The following is a 21432-nucleotide window of genomic DNA, read 5'->3' as shown; positions in this document are numbered from 1 at the left end:
GCGCCTCCGCGCGCCGCCGCGTCCACCCCCCCCCCCCCCCGCGGCCCCACCCCCCCCCCCCCCCGGGGGGCTCGCCCCCACCCAACCACGGGTGGGGAGCGACCCCGGGTTCGGCACGTCCGGACGGCACGTGGACCGAGGTCGGGACCTTCGACCGGTCCGGCGCACCGGGCGGCGGCGCTACGTTCGAGGTCCTGGCAGCGCGGCGGGCGAACACCCACTCGTCGGACTGCCGGGCCGTCGTGCGTCGGAAGGAGCCGCCGATGACCCGCCCCGGCCTCGTGGTCGCCGGACTGAACCGGTTGTCCGTCACGGACTGGCCCGGGCGGCGGGTGGCGACGGTCCTCACCCAGGGCTGCCCGTGGCACTGCGGGTACTGCCACCACCCCGGCCTGTGCGCGGTCGCCGCGCACGGCGCACCACCGCCCGGGGACACGGTCCCGTGGTCGGAGGTCGTCGCGTTCCTCGGCCCGCGCCGTCGCCTCCTCGACGGCGTCGTCTTCTCGGGCGGCGAGCCGACGCTCCACCCCGGCCTGCTCGGCGCGATCGACGACGTGCGCGGCCTCGGCCTCGACGTCGGGCTGCACACCGCCGGCCCCTGGCCGGCGCGGCTCGCGCGGCTCCTGCCGTTCGTGGACTGGGTGGGCCTCGACATCAAGCACCTGCCGTCGCGCTACCCCGTCGTCACCGGGACGATCCCGTCCGGGCGCCGCGCGTTCGAGGCGCTGACCGTGCTGCTGCGCTCCGGCGTCGACCACGAGGTGCGCACCACGGTCGACCCGAGCGTGCACTCGCGCACCGAGCTCCTCGCGCTCGGCACGCACCTGCGCCGCCTCGGGGTGCGCGAGTGGGTGCTCCAGGAGGCCGTGCCCGACGGCGCGTCCGCCGCATGGACCCGCGCGCTCGCGGGCCGCCGGCTCGCCGACGTGCTCGACGAGACCGACCTCGCCTGGGCACGACGCCGGTCGGCCGCCTGACGGAGGGGTCAGTAGGTCGTCGGTCGAGCGTCAGGCCGGGCGGACGGGCTGGCGCAGCACCGTGCGGAGCCGCGTCGGGTCCGTGCGTCGCACGTCGCTCAGGTAGATCTCGTGGGGCGGCCCGGCGAAGGTGAGCCCTCGGGCGGCGCGGACGGGGCTGGCGCGCCCGTCGTGCGCCTGGTATCCACACGGTGTGACGCCCTCGCCGCCCCCGTACCCGCCACAGGACCCCCGCGCCGCGTACCCGCCCGCCCGCCCCGCGCAGGCGCCTCCCCCGCCGGGCCACCCCGGCGCTCCGTACGGCGGCTACCCGCCCGTCCCCCGGCTCCCGCCGGCGGCGTTCACCGCCGGGTACCGCCGGACGGCGTGGGCGCTGATCTGGGTGCCCGTCGCGCTCATGGTCACCGCCGGCGTGCTGAGCGTCGTCCTGCTCGCGTACGCGGACGCGGACCCGGTGAACAACTCCGGCGCCGGGTACCTGGCGCTCCTCCTCTGGGGGGTCATGCTCGTCGGCGGTCCGCTCCTGCTCGGCGCGTTCATCCCGGGATGCGTGATGCTGTCCCGGTCGAGCTCGGCCCGCGCCGTCCTGCGGGCAGCGGGGCACCGGCCCCCGGCCTGACGCACGACACCTCGCCGCCTCCCTCGGTGGGGCGACGGGTGACGGGTGACGGGCTCAGGCTCCGCGGCGCGCGAGGTCGGGCTCGACGGGCGCGGCCGGGCGCAGCGGCGTCACGTAGTCGACGACGGCCCGCACGACCTCGGGGTCGCGCAGCAGCCGGTGGTGCCCGAGCCCTTCCGTCGTGAGGAGCTCGCCCTCGGGCCAGGCCGCGGCGAGCGCGGCCCCGACGGGGTAGGGGACCTCCTTGTCCGCGCGGTCGTGCACGACGAGCGCGGGCGGGACCGGGTGGGTGCGCAGGGTCTCGCGCACGTCCAGCTCGGCCAGCGGGCGACCGGCGACGTCGGAGAGCAGGCCTTGGAGCAGCTCCCGGGTCCGTCGCGAGAGCCGGAGCAGGTCGGCGAACCCGTCGAGCTCGCCCAGCACGTCGGCGATCGCGGCGACGAGCACCAGCCGACCGGCGGGCAGCCCGTCGCGGACCGCGAGCACGGTCGTCGCGGTGCCGAGCGAGTGCGAGACGACCGCCGCGGGTTCGCCGTGCGCCCGGACCACCGTCGCGAGCGCGTCCGCGAGCTCGGGCATGGTGCTGCGCCGCCACCCGAGGCTGCCGGGGCCGGAGTCGCCGTGGCTCGGCGCGTCGAAGGCGACGACCCGGTAGCCGGCCGCCCGGAGCGGCTCGACGAACGCGCCGAGCTGGCCGCGCCACCCGCCCCACCCGTGGGCCAGGTAGACGACGCCGACCTCGGCCGGTACGCGGGTCCCCGCCGGCTCGCCGGCAGGGCTCGCCTGCCCCTCGCCACCGGTCGCGGCCGCGGCCGCCGCCCACGTCTCGACGACGACCCGCGACCCGGCGTCCGTCGTCACCGTGGTGAGCTCGCCCGGGGCGGAGCGGCCGTCGCGGCGCCGACCGGCGCCGTCGGGCGGGGTGCACCAGAGGTCGAGCGCGAGACGCGCGGCCCGACGCGGGGACACCGCCTGGAGGCCGGCGAGGCGCGCGCGGACGACCGCGAGCTGCAGGGCGGCCTTGCGCCGTCGCGCGGCTCGGCGACGGTCGGCACGAACGGTCGTGCTTTTCTTCGAGCCTGGGACGCCCACGGCGGTTCCTCTCGGTCGGTGGTGCAGACGGCTGCGGTCAGCGGACAGGGACCGGCGCGGTCGTGCGCGCCGCGTCGAGCAGGGCCTCGAACGCGCGCCGGGCGCGCTCCTCGGCCAGCGGGTCGGCCATGAGGACGTGCGCGTGGTTCACCCCGAGCATGACGCCGTAGAGGTCGGAGGCGAACTGCTCCGGGTCCGCGTCGGCGCGGAACCCGCCCTCCGCGACGCACGTGCGGAAGACCTGCGCGACGGCGTCGCAGAGGTCACGGTGGTCGCGCACGAGCTGGTCCCGGACGAGACCCTGCTGCGCGGAGAGCTCGGTCGCCGCCTTGACGAACAGGCAGCCGCCGGGGTCCTGGCGCAGGTCGCACGCGAGCCACCCCTCGAACAGCGCCCGCATCCGCGGCTCGCCGCGGGGGGTGCGCAGCGCGGGGGCGACCACGGTGTCGATGAACTCGGCCCGCGCCTGGCCGAGGACGGCGAGCTGGAGCGACTCCTTGGAGCGGAAGTGCGCGTACAGGCCGGACTTCGACATGCCCGTGGCCGACGCGAGCTCGCCGATCGTGAGACCGGTCAGCCCGACGCGGTACGCGGCCTCCACGCCACGGTGCAGGATCGCCTGCCGCGTCTCGTCGCCCTTGGTCACCTCCCGACCGTAGCACGGTCGTGCTGAAATCTGCCGGTTCGCGACCGACGGACCGTGACCCCGGGCCGAGGGCTGGCCGTGCGGCCCGGGGTCACGGCGGTCCCACCGCCGCTCAGGCGGGCGCGGGCGACTCCGTGACGAGCGGGTACACGCCGTTCTCGTCGTGGACCTCTCGCCCCGTCACGGGCGGGTTGAAGACGCAGACGCACCGGATCTCCGTCCGCGGCCGGACGACGTGCTTGTCGTGGTCGTTCAGCAGGTACAGCGTGCCCGGAGCGAGCGGGTGCACCGTGCCGGTGCCGAGGTCCTCGATCTCGCCCTCGCCGGACGTGATGAACACGGCCTCGACGTGGTTGGCGTACCAGAACGTGCTCTCGGTGCCGGCGTACAGCGTGGTCTCGTGCACCGAGAACCCGACGCCCTCCTTCGCGAGCACGATGCGCCTGCTGCGCCAGTTCTCGCTGTGGACGTCGGCCTCGGTGCCGGTGATCTCGTCGAGCGTGCGGACGATCATGGGGTGTTCCTCCAGGTCGGATTCGGGGCAGGTCGGTCGGCGCTCCGGCACCGGGCGCGAGGACCGGCCCGGCGCGGGGGGCGGCTCAGCGCAGGACGGCGGCCAGCGCGTCGTCCAGCACGTCGAGCCCGCGACGCAGCTCGGCGTCCGTGAGCGTCAGCGGCGGGAGGAGCTTGACGACCTCGCCCGACGGCCCGGACGTCTCCACGAGCAGGCCGCGCGCGAACGCCTCCGCGCACACCCTGGCGGCCAGGTCGCCGTCGGGCAGCTGCACGCCGCGCGCGAGGCCGCGGCCCTTGGAGACGAGCGCGTGGTCGGGGTAGCGCGCGACGACCGAGTTCAGGTGCGCCTCCACCAGGGCGCCCTTGGCGAGCGTCGAGCGCTCGAGCGCGTCGTCCGACCAGTACGTGCGGATCGCCTCCGCCGCCGTCGCGAACGCCGGCGCGAACCCCCGGAAGGTGCCGTTGTGCTCGCCCGGCTCCCACACGTCGAGCTCCGGGCGGATGAGCGTGAGCGCCATCGGCAGGCCGTAGCCCGAGATCGACTTGGACAGGCAGACGATGTCCGGGACGATGCCGGCGTCCTCGAACGAGAAGAACCCGCCAGTGCGCCCGCAGCCCATCTGGATGTCGTCGACGATGAGGAGGATCCCGTGCCGCGAGCACAGGTCGGCCAGCCCGCGCAGCCACTCCGCGCGCGCCGCGTTGATGCCGCCCTCCCCCTGGACCGTCTCGACGATGACCGCGGCGGGCTCGTTGAGCCCGCTCCCGCCGTCCGCGAGCAGCCGCTCCAGGTACACGAAGTCCGGGACGTCCCCGTCGAAGTAGTCGTCGTACGGCATCGGGGTCGCGTGCACGAGCGGGACCCCCGCCCCTCCGCGCTTCATCGAGCTGCCCGTGACGGACAGCGCGCCCAGCGTCATCCCGTGGAACGCGTTGGTGAACGTGATGACGGACTCCCGCCCCGTGACCTTGCGGGCGAGCTTCAGCGCGGCCTCCACGGCGTTCGCGCCGCCCGGGCCGGGGAACACGACCTTGTGGTCGAGGCCGCGCGGACGCAGGATCCGGTCGTGGAACGTCTCGAGGAAGTCGCGGCGCGCCGTCGTGAGCATGTCGAGCGAGTGGACCATGCGGTCGTCGGCCAGGTAGTCGAGCAGCACCCGCTTGAGCCGGGGCTCGTTGTGGCCGTAGTTCAGCGACCCGGCCCCCGCGAAGAAGTCGAGGTACTCGGTGCCGTCCTCGGCGCGGACGGTCGCACCGACCGCACGGTCGAACACGGCGGGCCAGGCGCGCGAGTAGCTGCGCACGCCGGACTCCAGGGCCGTGAAGCCCGTCGGGTCGTCGGCGGCGTACGCCTCGGGAGCAGGGACGGTCGAGATCGTCACGAAGGACTCTCCTTGGGATGGTGCGCTCGGGTGCGTGAGAGTGCGAGGGGCTACGGCGTCACCCGTGCGCCGGACCGGCGTAGCCCACGTCCTGCGCCGGCTCCCGCCGGCCAGGGGCTCAGCGGGCGTGCACGCCCTCGATGACGAGCATCGGCTCGTCGACGTGCGCGTCGGGGAACTGGTCCGCGGTGAACAGCGGTCGCGTCGTGATCGTCGCCCCACGCCGGGCGGCCCAGCGCACGAACAGCGCGCGCGAGGCGACGTTGTCCTGCGCGACGGTCGTGATCACGGAGACGACGTCGGGCGACGCGTCGACGACCGCGTCGAGGAGCTGGCCCGCGACACCCTGCCCCCGACGCTCCTCGGCCACGGCGACCTGCCAGACGAACAGCCGGGACGCGTCATCGGGGAGCAGGTAGCCGGAGACGAACCCGACCACCTCCTCGTCGACCACGGCGACGCGGCACGTGTCGGCGAAGTGCTGCGCGAGGAGGAGGTACGCGTACGACGAGTTCAGGTCGAGCTCGCCGGAGTCACGGGCGACGCGCCACATGGCCGCGCCGTCGTCCGGCGCGGGACGGCGCACGGCGGCCCGCCGCACCCCCGTGCGGGGCGGGGCCGACGGCGGCGCGTCGGCGGCGTTCGAGGTCGAAGGGTCGGTGGGCGCGGCGTTCGTCGTCGTGTCCATACCGTCGACGACCCTAGGCCTGTTCTCGATCAGATTGCACCTCTGCATGACCGATCGCGCGCACTCTCGGGAGCCGGATCACACCCGAGAGCCGCAGAATCACGCGGAAGGCAGGTTCTGGTCAGCAGTCGGTGGTCGCGGTGCTCCACGTCTCTGTGGGTGAGACACCCGGGGAACGAGCGTCGGCGGGACCCCGTCGGCGCGGCGACGCGCGGGCACCCGGGCGGAGGGCAGGTCGGCGCGGCACGTGGGCTCGGCCCAGGAACGACGAAGCCCCGGAACCACACATGGTTCCGGGGCTTCTGCGGTGCGCCCGAAGGGATTCGAACCCCCAACCTTCTGATCCGTAGTCAGATGCTCTATCCGTTGAGCTACGGGCGCCGGTCATGCTCGGCCGCTGATCGCTCACCGGCCGTCGAGAACACTACCGTGTCCCCGCCCCGAACCCAAACCGATCCGCCCCCGGACGGCGCGAGGTGACGGACGCCACGCCGTCCGACCCTCGCCGCACGCGGCGCGCCGGACGGTCCCCCCAGGGTGGGACCCGCACGGGACGACGTCCCGTCCCCAGCCCGACGCGGCGGCACCCGCCGCCGTCGGACGATCGGTCCATGACGTTCACCGGCCCCTCCTCCGCCCCCGGCGGCTCGCCCCTCGTCGCGAGCGCGCTCACCAAGGTCTACGGCTCCGCCCAGACCGCGACGCACGCCCTCGCGGGCGTGAACCTCACGGTCCACCCGGGCGAGTCGCTCGCGATCATGGGCCCCTCGGGCTCCGGCAAGACGACGCTCCTGCACGTCCTCGCGGGCATCATCACCCCGACGTCCGGCTCGGTGTCGTGGCGCGGCGAGGACGTCACGACCCTCTCCGAGGCCCGCCGCACCGTCCTGCGGCGCCAGGACTTCGGCTTCGTCTTCCAGTCGGGCCAGCTCCTGCCGGAGCTGCCCGCGGTCGAGAACGCCGCGCTGCCGCTCATGCTCGCGGGCACGGCGCGCACGGAAGCCACGGCCGTCGCCGCCCGGTGGCTCGCGCACCTCGGCCTCGCCGGGATGGAGCAGCGGCGCCCGGGCGAGCTGTCCGGCGGCCAGGCCCAGCGCGTCGCGATCGCGCGCGCGCTCGTCGGGTCGCCCGGCGTCGTGTTCGCCGACGAGCCGACGGGCGCGCTCGACCAGTCGACCGGCGCCGAGGTCCTCGACATCCTCACGCGCGCCACCCGCGATTCCGGCGCCGCGCTCGTCGTCGTCACGCACGACGCGGGCGTCGCGCGCCACTGCACCCGCACCGTGACCATGCGCGACGGCCGCATCTCCGGCGAGTTCTTCGCGCCCGGGGCCCAGCCCGCGCCCGCCGCGCCCGCCGCACCGAGCCAGGACAGCGCACGATGAGGACCGTCGACCTCTGGTGGCTCCTGCGCCGTCGCAGCGCCGACGAGCGCGACCCGCAGGGCCTGACGAACGTGCTCGCGATCATCGCGTTCGCGGTCACCACGGCGATCCTGCTCGTCGTCATGGGCGGCTTCCACGCGTTCCTCCTGCGCGCCGGCGGCGTCGACGGCATGCGTGAGGGCATGGACTCGGCCATCACCCCGTACGCGACCCAGTACCCGCTCCTCGCGGGCGTCGCGTCCCTCCTGCTGCTCATCCCGCTCGTGACGCTCGGCGCCGCGGCCGCGCGCCTCGCCGTCGCCCGTCGTGACGCCCGCCTCGCGGCGCTGCGCCTCGCGGGCGCGACGACGGGCCAGGTCACCACGCTCACCGCCCTCGACGCGGCCGCGCAGGCGGTGATCGGGGCGCTCGTCGGGCTGGTCGGGTACGGGGCGCTGCTGCCGCTCGTCGCCCAGCTCCGCTTCCAGGGCCGCACGTTCGACCTCGGCGAGCTCTGGGTCGGGGTCCCGGCCCTCCTCGGGGCGGTCGTCCTCGTGGTCGCCGTCGCGCTCGTGTCCGCGCTCGTCAGCCTGCGCCGCGTGGCGATCACCCCGCTGGGCGTCGCGGCCCGCGTGACGCCCCCGGGGCTCAAGGCCGTCCGGCTGCTGTCGATGGGCGTCGCGTTCGTCGCGCTCGTCGTCGCGACGAACCTGTCCTTCGGGTCCGTGGCGGTCGTCCTCACCGTCCTGACGGTCATCCTGCTGGTCGGCTTCGCGACCGTGAACGTCGTCGGGCCGTTCGTCATCTGGCTCGTCGGCAAGATGACGGCCGGCGGCGCCCGCCGCGTGCCGACGCTGCTCGCGGGGAGGCGGATCGTCGACAACCCGAAGACCGCGTGGCGCTCCGTCGGCGGGGTCGCCCTCGCGACGTTCATCGCCGGGCTGACGAGCATCTTCGCGCTCCTGGAGCCGGGCATGGGCGCGGACCCGGACGAGGTGCAGTACCTCACCGACATGAAGACCGGCGGGTTCCTCACCCTGGCCATCGCGGGCGTGCTCGCCGCGGTCTCGACCGGCGTCATGCAGGCCGGCCGCGTGATCGACCAGCGCAACGAGTACCGCACGCTCGTCCTGTCCGGGACGGACCTGCGCACGCTCGACCAGGCCCGGTTCCGCGAGACGCTCGTCCCGCTCGTCGTGAGCGTCGGCGTGGCGACGTTCGCCGCGCTGCTGTTCATGGTCCCCGTGATCGGGCTCAACGCGTTCGCCAACGTCGAGGTCGTCGTCCAGTTCCTGCTGTGCGTCGCGGCCGCGTCGGCCCTCGTGCTCGCCGGGGCCGGGGCGTCCCGGTTCGTGGTGCGGTCCGCGCTCGCGACGTCGGGCAGCGCGTAGCCGCCCCGGACTCGTCAGCGCCCCGCCGGTCCCCCGACCCGTGGGGCGCTGGCGGCTCTGCGTCGGGCAACAGGAGTCGGGCAACAGAAAAGGCCCCGGGCGCTCGGCAGCCGGGACCTTCCTGAGCGGAGACGGAGGGATTTGAACCCTCGAACGGATTGCTCCGTTACCACCTTAGCAGGGTGGCGCACTAGACCTGACTATGCGACGTCTCCTCGCAGGCTCGTCGGAGAGCCTGCGTCGCCCAGGGTACAAGGGCGTCGCCGCGAGACCAAACCGCCGAGCCTGACGGGTCGCGCCGCGCCGCCGTCCGGACGCCTACCGCTCGAAGGTCCACTCCCGGTCGGTGAGCATCCGGGCCACGGCGAGCCCGATCGCGAGCGCGACGATCACCAGCCCGGCCTCGACGGCGTAGGCGAGCGCCTGCGCCGTCGCCCCGGTGTTGAACTCGTACACCGCCCGGTACGCGGTGACGCCAGGGACCATGATGACGACCGCCGGCACGGACACCGTGATGCGCGGGACGCGCAGCGCCGGGGCGACCGTGGCGGCGAGCAGTCCCACGAGCAGCGCGGCCGCCGCCGCGGCCGCCTGCGGGACGACGTCGGCGTCCACGAGGAGCAGGCGCCCCACGTTCGCGACCATCCCGATCGACGCGGCCCCGAGCGCCATCGCCCACGGGCTGTTGAACATGAGGGCGAACCCGAGCACCCCGAGGAAGCTCGCGACGCTCCGCAGTCCCAGGAACAGCGGCTCCGCCAGGCCCGGCGGAGGCACCGGGTCCGGGGCGAGGCCCGCCGCGGCCGACACGCCCCACACGGCCAGGGCGGCCGACGCGAGGATCATGAGCGCGTACGTCACGCGGGCGACCCCCGCCGAGAAGTCGAGCTTCGCGAGGTCGAGCGCGCCCGTGACGAGCGCGAACCCCGGCACGAGGAAGAGCACCGCGGAGACGTACCCGGCCTCGTGCCCGCCGTCGACGCCCGCGAGCGCCGACAGCGCCAGGACGAGGACCAGGTAGGCGATGCTCGCGACCGCCGCGGCGAGCATCGTCACGCCGAACTGGTTGATCCCCCGGTGCAGCATCGCCCGGCGCACCGCCTGCCCGAGCGCCGCCGCGACGAGCACCGCGCCGCACTCGACGAGACCGCCGTTGTTGAGGAACGCGAAGGCCGCGCAGGCGATCCCCGCCCAGAGGGCGTTGAGCAGCGCGCCGTACAGCGGTGGCCGGCGCGCGATCCGGTCGAGCTCCGCCTCGACGGTGCCGAGGTCGGCGCCCGCCGGGAGGGCCGCGGAGAACCGCTCGAGCTGCGCCAGGCGGTCGGCGTTGATCCCGATCGACCGGACCTCGGTGAGCTCGGTGCGGAAGATCGGGCCCCGGTACGACGTCGCGGTGATCTCCGTGAGCGTCACGTGGGCGGCGATGTGGTCGAGCCCCAGCGCCCGCGCCGCACGGGTCATGTGCGACTTCACGCGGTAGCTGCCCGTCCCGGCGGAGAGCGCGAGGCGGCCGATCCGCAGCACGGTGCCCGACCGGCGGATGAGGTCGACGGGCTCGAGACCGGCTTCGTCGGCCGGGGAGGGCTCAGGCGTCACGAGGCCATGATCCCGTAGGTCCGTCCGCGCGGCACTCGCCGAAGGTCCCGGTCCCCGGTGCCCAGGGGCCGGACGCCGGACGTCCGCGGTCCGCCCGGCCCGGGCCCGGTCAGGAGCGTCGCACCCGCCGGACGGCGAGGAGGATCTGGTCGCGCGCGCACCGCCCGGACGCACGTCGGGCCGGGTCCGGAGCACGGCTCCGGGCCCGGCCCGACGACCTGCGGAGGGCGAGGGATTCGAACCCCCGGTGCGTTGCCGCACAACGGTTTTCAAGACCGTCACATTAGGCCGCTCTGTCAGCCCTCCCGGCGAGCCATTGTGGCACGCCCGGCCCGCGCACGACGACGGCGGGCCGCCCCGTGGAGGGCGGCCCGCCGTCGGCGGTGGTACGGGGATCGCGGAGGTCAGGCCGCCCCGCGGAGCTGACGCATCGCGAGCTGGACGAGCGCGATGAGCGTCTGCTTGGTGGCAGCCCGCGACCGCGCGTCCGTGTAGAGCATCGGCACGTGCGCGGGGATCTGGAGCGCCTCGCGCACGTCCTCGAGCTTGTGCTTGGCCACGCCGTCGAAGCAGTTCACGCCGACGACGAACGGGATGTTGCGCGACTCGAAGTAGTCGATCGCCGGGAAGCACTGCTCGAGGCGGTCGGTGTCCACGAGCACGACGGCACCGATGGCGCCGCGCACCAGGTCGTCCCACATGAAGAGGAAGCGGTCCTGGCCCGGCGTGCCGAACAGGTACAGCCACAGGTTGCCCGGGAGGGACACGCGACCGAAGTCCATCGCGACGGTCGTCGTCGTCTTGCGGTCGGACACGCCGCCCGCGTCGTCGACGCCCACCGAGTGCTCCGTCATCGCAGCCTCGGTGTTGAGCGGCTCGACGTCGGAGATCGACCCGATGAACGTCGTCTTGCCGACGGCGAACCCGCCCGCGACCACGATCTTGACGACCGTCGGCGCCGTCCGTGCCGCTGCCGGGGCACCGGCGGGCTGCGCTGTCGCCGGTGGCTGCGCGGCCGCGGGAGCCTGCGCTGCCGAGGGCTGCGCCGGCGCGACGGACGGGGCGGGCTGTGCCGGGGCCACGGGCTGCGCGGCGGCGACGGGCTGCGGCGCGGTGCGCGGCTGAGCCGCAGCCTGGGCGACCGGCGCTGCCACCGCGGCCGGCGTCGCCGGCGCGGCGGAGACGGACGGTGCCGTCGGCGCGGGCTGCGCCACGGGTGCCGACGGCGCGACCGGACGCGCCGGGGCGGACGCCGCCGGCGCCTGCGTCGGCACGCCGGCGGGCGCGCTCACCGGAGCCCACGCGGTCTGACGGACGGCCGCCTGGCCACCGGGCACACCCCCGATCACCCCGGACGGCTGCCCGGCCTGCGGCGCGCTGCCCGAGCCGTCAGAGGGTGGAAATGCCATTGAGAACACTCTCCAAGACGCTCAGGGACAGACCCGAGTGGTTGCTGCCATGACCCGTGTGGACGTTGAGCGGGGTCGACGTGTGGACGGTGATGTAGTTGTCCTCCTGCAGGTCCGCGACGAGCACCTTCGTCACGCCGAGCGGCAGGCGCAGGAGCGCGGAGAGCTCGGCGATCGAGACGTACGTGTGCGCGGCGTGCTGGAGGATCGAGCGCTTCTCGGGCGGGAGCCCGAAGCTGTTCACGGCGCCCGGCATGACCTCGACGAGCGCCTCGAGCGGGAGGTCGGACGTGGCGGAGCGCACACGACCGCCCGTGACCGCGTACGGGCGGACCGTCGCCGCCTCGTACCCGTCGTGTGCTCCCATGCTGCCGAAAGGTACGTTCGTCATCGCTCAGTCCTCATCCCACCGGGGCTCGCGTCGCGCCGTCGACGGGAAGGCTACCCCGCATCTCCGAGATGAGCTGCGGCGTCAGGGTCGCCTCGGTGCGGGAGACCAGGAGCGCCATCTCGTAGCCGATGAGGCCGATGTCGCAGTTCGCCTCCGCCACGACGCCCAGGACGGACCCGTTCGAGACGTTCATCAGGAACAGGAAGCCGTTGTCCATCTCGATGATGGCCTGCCGGACGTTCCCTCCGTTGAGCTGTCGGGCCGCCCCGCGGGTCAGGCTCGACATGCCGGAGACGATCGCCGCGAGCTGGTCACCGCTCGTGCGGTCGAGCTGGTCCGACATGGCCATGAGCAGGCCGTCCGCCGACACCACGAGCGTGTGCCGGCTGCCCGGGACCGTCCGCACGAAGTTGTCGAGCAGCCACCCGAAGTTGGTTGCCTCGGTGCTGAGCGCGTTCACTCTTCCTCCTCGTCAGTTGCCGCAGACGGCATGTCGTCACCGCGCCTGCGGCGCTGAATCAGGGACATAATCCATGGCCTGGGGGCTCCAGGTCGAACTCGTCTCGTCCTGGCCCTCGACCCGGCCCCGGGCCGTGGCCGACTGGAAGGCCGACAGACGGGCCCGGAGCTGCTCCGGGTCACGGTCGATCCGGGCCGTGAAGCGGTCGACGTAGCCCTCCCGGTCCTCGCCGCGCGCGCGCCGGGTCAGGCCCGACGCCGTCGTGCCGTCGACCGTGAGGGGCTGGTAGATACCGTCGTTCGGGTCCGCCAAGGTCGCTTCCTGGAAGTCGGTGCTGCCCTGCAGCAGGGTGGACATCTCCTCGTACAGCACCGCGGACGCCATCCAGTCCGACCGCGCCTCGACCGAGTCGGTGATGTACCCGGGCTCCAGCGGCTCGATCGCGTCGCCCACCTGTCGCCGGACGAGCGGCGTCGGCGGACCGTACCCCGCCGCGGCCGGGCTCGGCGCGGGCTCGGGAGCCGTGTACGACGGCTCCGGCGCCACGTAGCCGCCAGCGGCCGGCACGTCCTGGACCGGGGCGAGCGTGCGCGTCTCCTGCACCGGGGCGACGGGCGCCTCCGGGGCGAACGCCGACGCGTTCGCGGCGGCCGCGGGCTGACCTGTTCGCGGGGCGAACGCCGACGACCGTGCGGGGGCCTGGGCCTCCTGCGGCGGGGGCGTCGGTGCGGCGGCCGGAGGGGCCGCGACCGGGGCGGCCGCGAGGGCGGACGCGGGCACCGGGGCAGGAGCCTCCGGGGTCGGGGCCGGGGCTGCGACCGGGGGCGCTCCCACCGGGCGCGAGGCCAGGGCCTCCGGGGACGGCCCGGCCGGGCGCGCCTGCGGCGTCGCCGTCGTCCGGGGACGCCGGCCGAAGAGCCCCCGCTTGCGCGCCTGGCTCTCGCGCAGCGAGCGGCGCGTCGGCAGGTCGGCCATCAGCTCCTCGAAGCGCGGGAGCGCCTCGAAGGTGAGCTCCGCGGGGATGTCCTCCGCCGACGCGGCCTCGCCACCCGCCGCCACGACCGGGACGTCGGTCCCGAGACCGGCCTCGGCCCGGGTCGCCTCCGGCACGGGGGCGGGCTCGGGGACGGCCGGCGCGCGCTGCGCCAGCGGGACGCGCGCGACGGTCGCCTCGTCGACGGGCTCGGCCGGGACCGCGGGCACGACACGCGTCGCGTCGAGCGGCGCGTCGGCCACGGACGAGGGCGCCCACGTGTCGGCAGCCGGCTCCGGCGTCCACGCCTGCTCGGCGGGCTGCTCGGGCGCCCATGCGTCGGGGGCCGGCTCCGGCGTCCAGGCCTGCTCTGCGGGCTGCTCCGGAGCCCATGCCTGCTCGGGGACCCACGCGTCTGCGGCGGGCGTTGCGACGGCCTCCTGCGGCGTCCACACGTCCTGCTGGACCGGGGCGTCGCCCGGGACCTCGGAGACCAGCGGGATGTCCGTCGCCGTGACGTCCGGGGCGGCGGGCAGCTCCACCGGGTTCTCGGCGGCCGGACGGTCGCCGACCGGGCGGAAGCTCGAGAACAGGGCGCTGCGCGTGCTCACGTCGAGGACGGGGATCTCGGCGGACACCGGCTCGACGGGGCTCGCGGCCGGGCGCGACCGGCTCGGGAGCGCGGACCCGGCGTCCGCGACCTCCGCGGGCGGGGTCCAGGCCTCGTCCGCCGCCGGGAGCTGCTCCGGCAGCGCCGGGGTGGCGAGCGGGGGCAGGACGATCGCCCCGGTCTGGGGTCCCGACGCGAAGGACGCGCTCGGCGCGGCGGCGGCGGGGTCGACCGTGCGCGACCGACGGCGGGGCATGCCGGTCTGCGTGGTGCCGTCCGTGAGCGCGTCGAGGTCGACGGGCACCGCGACGGGCGCCTCGGGCTCGACGGTCGGGAACGACGCCGTCGCCGCGGGTGCCGGGACCGACGGCGCGGCCGGGGCCGCGACGTCGGCGGCGGGGAGCGCGGGGAGCACTCCCGTGCCGGCGAGCTGCTGGGCAGCGGCCTGCGTGCTCGTCTCCAGCGGGTCCGTCGGCAGCGGGAGCGGCACGTTCGAGTCGGGGACGAAGAGGGCGCCCGGGAAGGACACGACGACCTCGGTCCCCTGGTCCTCGCCGCCCGCGCTGAACCGGACCTTCGCGCCGAGGCGGTCGGAGAGACGACCGACGACGAAGAGGCCCAGGCGCTGCGCGCCGACGACGTCGGACGCCGCGTGCGTCGCGACCTTGCGGTTCGCCTCCGCGATCTCGTCCGGCGTCATGCCGAGACCGTGGTCGCGGACCGTCACGTAGACGAAGTGCTCGTCGCGGCCGGTCGTGACCTCGACCGGGGTGTGCGGCTCCGAGAACATCGTCGCGTTCTCGAGGAGCTCGGCGAGCAGGTGGGCGGCGTTGAGCGCGTTGTGCCCGAGCATGAGCGGGTCGACGACCAGGTTCAGGCGGACGCGGTCGTACAGCTCGATCTCGGAGGACGCCGTACGGATGACGTCCGAGGCGGGCATGGGCTGGCGCACGCGGCGGCCCGAGTCGATGCCCGCGAGGACGAGGAGGGACTCCGCGTTGCGGCGCATCCGTGTCGCGAGGTGGTCGAGGCGGAAGAGGTTGGACAGCGTGCCCGCGTCCTCCTCGGAGCGCTCGAGGTCGTCGAGGAACGCGAGCTGCCGGTTGAGGAGCACCTGGTCGCGGCGCGCGACGTTGACGAACATCTCCGCGATCGAGCCACGGAGAGCGGCCTGCTCGCGCGCGACCTTGATGGTCGTCTGGTTCACGTCGTTGAACGCGGTCGCGAGCTGGCCGACCTCGTCCGTGGACTCCACCGTGATCGGTGCCAGGTCGATGCCGGGGCCCTGCCCCGGGACGGCGACCTGCTCGACGAGGCGGGGCAGCTGGTCACGCACGTCCTCGGCCGCGTCGGTGAGGCGGCGCAGCGGGTTGACGATCGCGCGGGCGATGAGGCCCGCGACGAGGACCGAGGCGATGACGGCCGCGAGGGTCGCGAGGATCGTGACGACCGCGCGGGTCGTCGCGGCACCCGCGAGGTCGGACGCCTTCTCCGCCGTCTCGGTGCGGACACCGTCGCGCACCGGGCTCGTCTGGTCGAGGTCCGCCTGCGACAGGTCCGGCCACTGCGCGGCCTGGCTGGGCGGCGTCGCCTCGGGTCGCGAGCCGGCGAGGTTCTGCCGGATCTGGTTGTACGTGGCACCCGGCGTCTGGAGCTGGAGGTCTCCCGGGAGCCGTCGGACGGCCGTGCGGGTGCGGTTCGCGAGGGTGTCACCGGTGGTCACCAGGACTGCGGCCTGCTGGCTCGTCTCGGTGCTCCTCTGGCCGACCTGGGCTGCGGCGAGGACCGCACCGGCGAACGGCTGCTCGAGCGCCTGCTGCGCGAGGAGCTCGTCGAGAAGGACGTAGGAGTCGAGGTACTGCGCGAGGCTGCGGTCCGGGATCGTGTCCGCGAGCGTGCGGGGCACCTCGAGCGCCTCGTCGATGAGCGCGTTGAACTGCGAGATGCGCGTGTTGGGGCCGATGGACGACCGGTCGATGCCCTGCCGGATCGCCAGCAGGTCGGCCCTGTCCGCGATCGTGTCGGAGACCGCGCTGCGCACCCGCGGGTCGAGGGCCGACGTCTCGAGCCTCTCGTACGCGCGGTCGCGCGCGTCGAGCGCCTTGTCCGTCTTCTCGCGCTGCGCCATCATCTGCGCCTCGGTGTCCTCCGACCCCTCGACCGCGTCGAGGAAGGAGTACGTGCGCTCGGCCGCGATCTCGGTCCCCGCCGCGTCCTGCGCCGCGAGCGCCCCGACGAGCGTGCTCGTCTGGCTGGCGGTCCGCGCCGACCCGATGGCCTGCGCCGAGATGATCGCGGCGGCGGCGAAGAGGACGAGGACGGGCACCGCGAGGGCCGCAAGGATCTTCCCGCGAACGCTCAACCTGCGGAGCATACGAACCTGCCTCCATCACCCTTGTCCACCCGTTCGGCGGCGCGGTCGGCGCGCATGGCAGCGGCGCCTCCCGGGCTCCGCTCCCCGGTCGTGCGTACTAACTATCGGTGCACATCCCCCGGACACCTAATCCGCGAGGAGCGTGAACTTTCGTCCCGCCCCCGCGACGCCCCGTCGGCGAACCGGCGCCTCCCGGGCCGTCCGCGTAGTCTCGGCGATGTGCGAGGCGTCACGATATCGGCCCCCGGTGGCCCTGAGAAACTAACGGTTTCCGCGCTCCCTGACCAGACCCCCGGCCCGGACGAGCTCGTGGTCCACGTCGCTTCCGCTGGCGTGAACCGCGCTGACCTGCTACAACGCGCCGGATCCTACCCTCCGCCCGCCGGCGCACCGGACTGGCCCGGCCTCGAGGTCTCGGGCACGGTCGCGGCCGTCGGGGGGTCGGTGACGGGCTGGTCGGTGGGCGACCGCGTGGTCGCGCTGCTCGACGGCGGCGGCTACGCGGAGCAGGTGCGCGTCCGGTCGACGCAGGTGCTCCCCGTCCCCGACGGCGTGGACCTCGTGGACGCCGCCGCGCTCCCCGAGGCGGCGTGCACGGTGTGGAGCAACGTCGTCGACGTCGGTCGTCTGGCCCCGGACGAGTGGCTGCTCGTCCACGGCGGGTCGGGCGGCGTCGGGACCGTCGCCGTGCAGGTCGGCGCCGCGCTCGGTGCCCGCGTGGCCGTCACCGCCGGCGGGCGCGACCGGGCCGACCGGTGCCTCGCTCTGGGGGCGAGCCTCGCCGTCGACCACCGCGAGGAGGACTTCGTCGCCGCGGTGCGCGACGCCTCGGGCGGGCACGGCGCGGACGTCGTGCTCGACGTCGTCGGTGCGGCGTACCTGCCGCGCAACCTCGAGGTGCTCGCCACGGGCGGCCGCCTGGTCGTCATCGGCATGCAGAAGGGACGACGCGCGGAGCTCGACCTGGGTCTCCTCCTCGCCCGGCGCGCCACGGTGGCCGGGACGACGCTCCGGGCGCGGCCGCCGGCCGAGAAGGCGCGGATCGTGCACGAGGTCCTCACGCACGTCTGGCCGATGGTGGAGGACGGCCGCGTCCGCCCCGTGGTGCACGCGCGCCTCCCGCTCGAGGAGGCCGCGCGGGCGCACGAGCTGCTCGACTCGGGCGAGGTCTTCGGCAAGGTGCTCCTCGTCCCCTGACCGCGGCCGACACCGGGATCACGCGCCGTCGGTGCGCGCGTGGGCGCCGCGCGCCAGACTGGACCCATGGCTGACGAACCCCGCGACCCCCGCCCCGACGAGCCCACCGCCCCCGAGCCTGCGAACGGTCCGGAGGACACCGTCGACGACACCGACGAGCCCGCGCGCGCCACGGTCGTGATGCCGGACGGGACGGGGGTGAGCGTCGTCGAGAGCGACGACTCGACCGACCCCGACCGCAACCCGGCGACGGTCATCGAGGAGCCCGCCAAGGTGATGCGCATCGGCGGCATGATCAAGAAGCTCCTCGACGAGGTCCGGGACGCCCCGCTCGACGAGGCGGCGCGGTCGCGCCTCGCCGAGATCCACGAGCGCTCGCTCACCGAGCTCGAGGAGGGCCTGTCGCCCGACCTGGTGGCGGAGCTGCACCGGATCACGCTGCCGTTCTCGGACGACACCGTCCCGACGGATGCGGAGCTGCGCGTCGCCCAGGCGCAGCTCGTCGGCTGGCTCGAGGGCCTGTTCCACGGCATCCAGACGGCGCTCGTCGCCCAGCAGATGGCCGCGCAGGCGCAGCTCTCGCAGATGCGTCGCGCCCTGCCGCCGGGTTCGCTGCCGCCCATGGGCCCCGGTGCGCCGGGCGGGATGCCGGGCCACCCCGGCCGGGCGGACGAGCACGACGGGCGTCCCTCCCCGGGTCAGTACCTCTGAGGCACCGCGACCCGCCCGCCCGTCCGGGCCGGGTGCTCAGGCGGGCGGCGGGTCGAGCGGCGCGGCGTCGTCGGGCGGCGGCGAGTCCCGGCCGCCCGGGCGCGCGGCGGTCATGGCGATCGCCCCGGACACCAGGACGAGACCGACGAGCTCCGGGACCGTGGGCACCTGGCGCAGCACGACGGCCCCGACGACGGCGGCCGTCGCCGGGAGCAGCGCGAGCAGCACCGAGAACGTCGCCGCGCTGACCCGGCGCAGGATGACCTGCTCGAGCGCGTACGGGACGACGGACGAGAAGAGGGCGATCCCGGCGATCGCGACCGCGTGCCGCCAGTCGCCGAGCACGGGGACCGCGCCGGGCGCGAGGAACGGCGCGAACACGAGGGCGCCCACGGTCATCGCGACCGCGAGCGACGTCACCCCTGAACCGGAGACGGCGACCCGCCGTCCCAGCAGGATGTACGCCGCCCAGCACGCGGCCGCGACGCCGATCGCGGCCAGGCCGAGCACGGCGTCGTCGCGCGGGAGGTCCGACTCGATCGTCACGCCCGCGAGCAGCACGACCCCCGCCGCGGCGACCGCGATCGCGCCCCGCTCGCGCCACCCGCTGCCGGTGACGGCGGCAACCGCGACGGGGCCGAGGAACTCGATCGCGACGGCCGTCCCGAGCGGAAGGTGGTCGATCGCGACGTAGAACGCGAGGTTCATGGCGGCGAGGGCGACGCCGAAGACGGCGACCCACGCGAGGTCGTGCCGGGTCCACCGGTGACGCCACGGCCGGCGCCACGCGAGCAGCAGCACCGCGGACGCCGCGATGCGCAGCCACCCGATCTCGATCGCGCCGGCCACGGCGAACAGCCCGACGGCGATCGCCGCGCCCAGGTACTGCGTCAGCCCCGAGACGACGAACAGCGCCGGGGCAGGAACCCGGTCGAAGGCGGCGGGGCGACGTGTCACCCGTCGACTCTAGGCGCCCTCATGCGCCGGTCGAGCATGCGGCTGCGGCCCCTCCGACGCGCGGGACGGGCCGGAGCCGCATGCTCGGGACGGGTGTCAGCCCTTGACCGACCCCGCGAGGAGACCGCGCACGAAGTACCGCTGCAAGGCGACGAACACCACGAGCGGCACGATGATCGAGATGAACGCACCGGCGGTGAGGATGTGCCAGTCGCCACCGCGCGATCCAGCCATCTCGGCGACTCGCACCGTCAGCGGGTAGGACGAGGTGTCGGCGAACGTCAGACCGACGAGCAGGTCGTTCCAGACCCAGAGGAACTGGAAGATCGCGAACGACGCGATCGCGGGCACGAGCAGGGGCAGGAGCACCTGGAAGAAGATCTTGACGTGACCGGCGCCGTCGACGCGCGCGGCCTCGACGAGCGACCGCGGGATGTCCTTCATGAAGTTGTGGAGGAGGAAGATCGCCAGCGGCAGCGCGAAGATCGAGTGGGACAACCAGACGGTCCAGAACGTCCCGTTGAGGCCCACGTCGACGTAGTCACGCAGCAGCGGGACGAGCGCGACCTGCAGAGGCACGACCTGGAGCGCGAAGATCGCCACGAAGAGGATCTCGCGACCCCGGAACTCGATCCATGCGAACGCGTACGCCGCGAGGAGCGCGAGAGTGATCGGGATGACCACGGCCGGCAGCGTGATGACGAACGAGTTGACGAAGTAGGTCGACAGGTTGCTGCCGCTGCCGTAGAGCGCCTGGTCGTAGTTGTCGAGCGTGAACTCTGCCTCGCCGTTGAAGAGGCCCGGGATGACGGTCCACCACCCGCTCCGACGGATGTCGAGCTCGGGGCGGAAGGACGTCACGAGGAGGCCGACCGAGGGGATGGTCCACAGGATCGCGATGAGGATCGCGAGGAACGACGCCCAGGGTGAGCTGAGCTTGCCCTTGGCCGCGATCGCCCGCTTCTCGAGCCGGGTCAGCTTGCGAGGGCGGCTCGGCCCTTCGAGCTCCGCCTCGGTGGTGAGATCGGTGTCCGGGACGACCGGAGGGATCGGCGTGCTGGTCATCGGATCTCCTCCGCGAGCCGCATCTGACGGACGTTGTAGACGATGATCGGGATGACCAGGATGAACAGGATGACCGCGAGCGCCGAGCTCAGGCCTTGGTTGTTCTGCCGGAACGCCTGCGTGTAGAACTCGTTCGCGACGACCTGCGTGCCGAACTGGCCGCCGGTCATCGTGCGCACGATGTCGAAGATCTTGAGCGTCGCCATCGCGATGGTGGTGAGGACGACGACGAGCGCCGGGCGGACGCTGGGGACGGTGATGTACCGGAACATCCCCCAGCCCTTGAGGCCGTCGAGCCGGGCGGCCTCGACGATGTCGTCGGGGATCGCCTTGATCGCCGCCGAGAGGATCGTCATCGCGAATCCCGTCTGGATCCAGATCATCACGACGATGAGGAAGAACGTGTTCCACGGCTGGCCGATGAGGAACTGCTGGGGCGGAAGCCCGAGCCACACCAGCACCTGGTTGAGCAGCCCGATCTGGTTGACTCCCGGCTGGTCGGGCCGGAACTCGTAGACGAAGCCCCAGATGATGGACGCCCCGACCATCGAGATGGCCATCGGGAGGAAGACGAGCGCCTTCGCGAACTTCTCGAACCGGGAGCGGTCGACGAGCACGGCGTACACGATCCCGATGAACGTCGACAGCAGCGGGACGACGACGACCCAGATGGCCGTGTTGCGCAGGACCAGCTGGAACTGGTCCGTCGTGAACGCCGTGACGTAGTTGTCGAACCCGACGAACTCGTTGCCGCGGCGGTCGAAGAGCGAGTTCCAGATGGTGATGAGCGCGGGCCGCACGAGTCCCCAGGCGAGCCCGATGACCGCCGGACCGACGAAGGCGAGCACGACGAGCCAGCGCGGGATCCGCTTGGGCCGGTCCACCGCGAGGAGGATCGCCCCCATCACCACGACGAAGAGCAGGATCGCGAGGAACATCAGGCCGAACTTCTCCACGGGAGAGCTCGGTTCGGTCAACCAGTCCATGGTGGCCTCCGGTCGGGTCGCCCGCGGC

19 protein-coding genes, 3 tRNA genes and 1 pseudogene are annotated in these 21432 nt (G+C 74.1%); 6 read left to right on the top strand and 17 right to left on the bottom strand.

Going from position 1 to position 21432, the window contains the following annotated elements; all coding sequences use genetic code 11:
* Positions 1-263 precede the first annotated feature (263 nt).
* On the top strand, positions 264-977 hold the full coding sequence (locus tag ACZ402_RS00705; RefSeq protein WP_375823821.1) for an anaerobic ribonucleoside-triphosphate reductase activating protein: 714 nt from the start codon (positions 264-266) through the stop codon (positions 975-977).
* Between the two features lie 30 nt (positions 978-1007).
* Here the strand turns inward: ACZ402_RS00705 and ACZ402_RS00700 are convergent.
* A pseudogene (locus ACZ402_RS00700) lies at positions 1008-1100 on the bottom strand (GyrI-like domain-containing protein); the annotation flags it as partial.
* A gap of 70 nt (positions 1101-1170) precedes the next feature.
* Between ACZ402_RS00700 and ACZ402_RS00695 the strand changes: the two are divergent.
* Positions 1171-1596: a hypothetical protein gene (locus ACZ402_RS00695; protein WP_375823822.1), complete on the top strand. Its 426-nt coding sequence runs from the start codon at positions 1171-1173 to the stop codon at positions 1594-1596.
* Positions 1597-1650: 54 nt separating this feature from the next.
* On the opposite strand, the gene ACZ402_RS00690 is transcribed toward ACZ402_RS00695, so the two are convergent.
* From ACZ402_RS00690 to ACZ402_RS00665, 6 genes are all read right to left on the bottom strand, one after another.
* A complete protein-coding gene (locus ACZ402_RS00690; protein WP_375823823.1) occupies positions 1651-2688 on the bottom strand; it encodes an alpha/beta fold hydrolase in 1038 nt (345 codons plus the stop codon).
* Between the two features lie 37 nt (positions 2689-2725).
* Entirely contained in the window at positions 2726-3334 is a 609-nt protein-coding gene (locus tag ACZ402_RS00685) for a TetR/AcrR family transcriptional regulator (RefSeq protein ID WP_375823824.1), read from the bottom strand.
* Positions 3335-3446: 112 nt separating this feature from the next.
* On the bottom strand, positions 3447-3848 hold the full coding sequence (locus tag ACZ402_RS00680; protein ID WP_375823825.1) for an ectoine synthase: 402 nt from the start codon (positions 3846-3848) through the stop codon (positions 3447-3449).
* Between the two features lie 85 nt (positions 3849-3933).
* Entirely contained in the window at positions 3934-5232 is a 1299-nt protein-coding gene (gene ectB, locus ACZ402_RS00675) for a diaminobutyrate--2-oxoglutarate transaminase (protein ID WP_375823826.1), read from the bottom strand.
* Between the two features lie 118 nt (positions 5233-5350).
* On the bottom strand, positions 5351-5920 hold the full coding sequence (gene ectA, locus ACZ402_RS00670) for a diaminobutyrate acetyltransferase (protein WP_375823827.1): 570 nt from the start codon (positions 5918-5920) through the stop codon (positions 5351-5353).
* 308 nt (positions 5921-6228) lie between these two features.
* A tRNA-Arg gene (locus ACZ402_RS00665) sits at positions 6229-6301 on the bottom strand.
* 230 nt (positions 6302-6531) lie between these two features.
* On the opposite strand from ACZ402_RS00665, the gene ACZ402_RS00660 reads away from it, so the two are divergent.
* Both ACZ402_RS00660 and ACZ402_RS00655 read left to right on the top strand, forming a co-directional pair.
* Complete coding sequence (locus ACZ402_RS00660; RefSeq protein ID WP_375823828.1) at positions 6532-7305, top strand: ABC transporter ATP-binding protein; 774 nt, start codon at positions 6532-6534, stop codon at positions 7303-7305.
* Positions 7302-8675, top strand: a complete 1374-nt coding sequence (locus tag ACZ402_RS00655) for an FtsX-like permease family protein (RefSeq protein ID WP_375823829.1) — start codon at positions 7302-7304, stop codon at positions 8673-8675. The genes ACZ402_RS00660 and ACZ402_RS00655 overlap by 4 nt, the downstream gene beginning before the upstream one ends.
* A gap of 126 nt (positions 8676-8801) precedes the next feature.
* Here the strand turns inward: ACZ402_RS00655 and ACZ402_RS00650 are convergent.
* The 7 genes from ACZ402_RS00650 to ACZ402_RS00620 form a co-directional block, all read right to left on the bottom strand.
* Positions 8802-8890, bottom strand: a tRNA-Ser gene (locus tag ACZ402_RS00650).
* A 103-nt stretch (positions 8891-8993) separates the two neighbouring features.
* Positions 8994-10271 (bottom strand): threonine/serine exporter family protein, encoded by a 1278-nt coding sequence (locus ACZ402_RS00645; RefSeq protein ID WP_375823830.1) that lies wholly within the window; start codon positions 10269-10271, stop codon positions 8994-8996.
* Between the two features lie 221 nt (positions 10272-10492).
* A tRNA-Ser gene (locus ACZ402_RS00640) sits at positions 10493-10577 on the bottom strand.
* A gap of 98 nt (positions 10578-10675) precedes the next feature.
* Entirely contained in the window at positions 10676-11212 is a 537-nt protein-coding gene (locus ACZ402_RS00635; RefSeq protein ID WP_082141054.1) for a GTP-binding protein, read from the bottom strand.
* A 448-nt stretch (positions 11213-11660) separates the two neighbouring features.
* Positions 11661-12047 (bottom strand): DUF742 domain-containing protein, encoded by a 387-nt coding sequence (locus tag ACZ402_RS00630; RefSeq protein ID WP_031317001.1) that lies wholly within the window; start codon positions 12045-12047, stop codon positions 11661-11663.
* Between the two features lie 34 nt (positions 12048-12081).
* Entirely contained in the window at positions 12082-12531 is a 450-nt protein-coding gene (locus ACZ402_RS00625) for a roadblock/LC7 domain-containing protein (RefSeq protein ID WP_024839165.1), read from the bottom strand.
* 36 nt (positions 12532-12567) lie between these two features.
* On the bottom strand, positions 12568-16476 hold the full coding sequence (locus ACZ402_RS00620) for a sensor histidine kinase (RefSeq protein ID WP_375823831.1): 3909 nt from the start codon (positions 16474-16476) through the stop codon (positions 12568-12570).
* 231 nt (positions 16477-16707) lie between these two features.
* Here ACZ402_RS00620 and ACZ402_RS00615 point away from each other — a divergent pair, with 231 nt between their 5' ends.
* Together ACZ402_RS00615 and ACZ402_RS00610 are read left to right on the top strand one after the other, a co-directional pair.
* Positions 16708-17685 carry an NAD(P)H-quinone oxidoreductase gene (locus ACZ402_RS00615; RefSeq protein ID WP_375823832.1) on the top strand — a complete coding sequence of 326 codons (978 nt, stop codon included), beginning with the start codon at positions 16708-16710 and terminating at the stop codon, positions 17683-17685.
* A gap of 66 nt (positions 17686-17751) precedes the next feature.
* Entirely contained in the window at positions 17752-18396 is a 645-nt protein-coding gene (locus tag ACZ402_RS00610) for a bacterial proteasome activator family protein (RefSeq protein ID WP_375823833.1), read from the top strand.
* Between the two features lie 36 nt (positions 18397-18432).
* On the opposite strand, the gene ACZ402_RS00605 is transcribed toward ACZ402_RS00610, so the two are convergent.
* The 3 genes from ACZ402_RS00605 to ACZ402_RS00595 all read right to left on the bottom strand — a co-directional run bounded on the left by ACZ402_RS00605 (position 18433) and on the right by ACZ402_RS00595 (position 21404).
* Positions 18433-19353, bottom strand: coding sequence for an EamA family transporter (locus ACZ402_RS00605; RefSeq protein WP_375823835.1), 921 nt, complete (start codon positions 19351-19353; stop codon positions 18433-18435).
* Between the two features lie 96 nt (positions 19354-19449).
* Entirely contained in the window at positions 19450-20418 is a 969-nt protein-coding gene (locus tag ACZ402_RS00600; protein WP_336724292.1) for a carbohydrate ABC transporter permease, read from the bottom strand.
* Positions 20415-21404, bottom strand: coding sequence for a carbohydrate ABC transporter permease (locus ACZ402_RS00595; RefSeq protein ID WP_375823836.1), 990 nt, complete (start codon positions 21402-21404; stop codon positions 20415-20417). The genes ACZ402_RS00600 and ACZ402_RS00595 overlap by 4 nt, the downstream gene beginning before the upstream one ends.
* Between the last annotated feature and the right edge of the window lie 28 nt (positions 21405-21432).

This window comes from Cellulosimicrobium sp. NPDC030954, from assembly GCF_055571305.1.
This window is presented reverse-complemented; position numbering and strand designations above follow the sequence as displayed.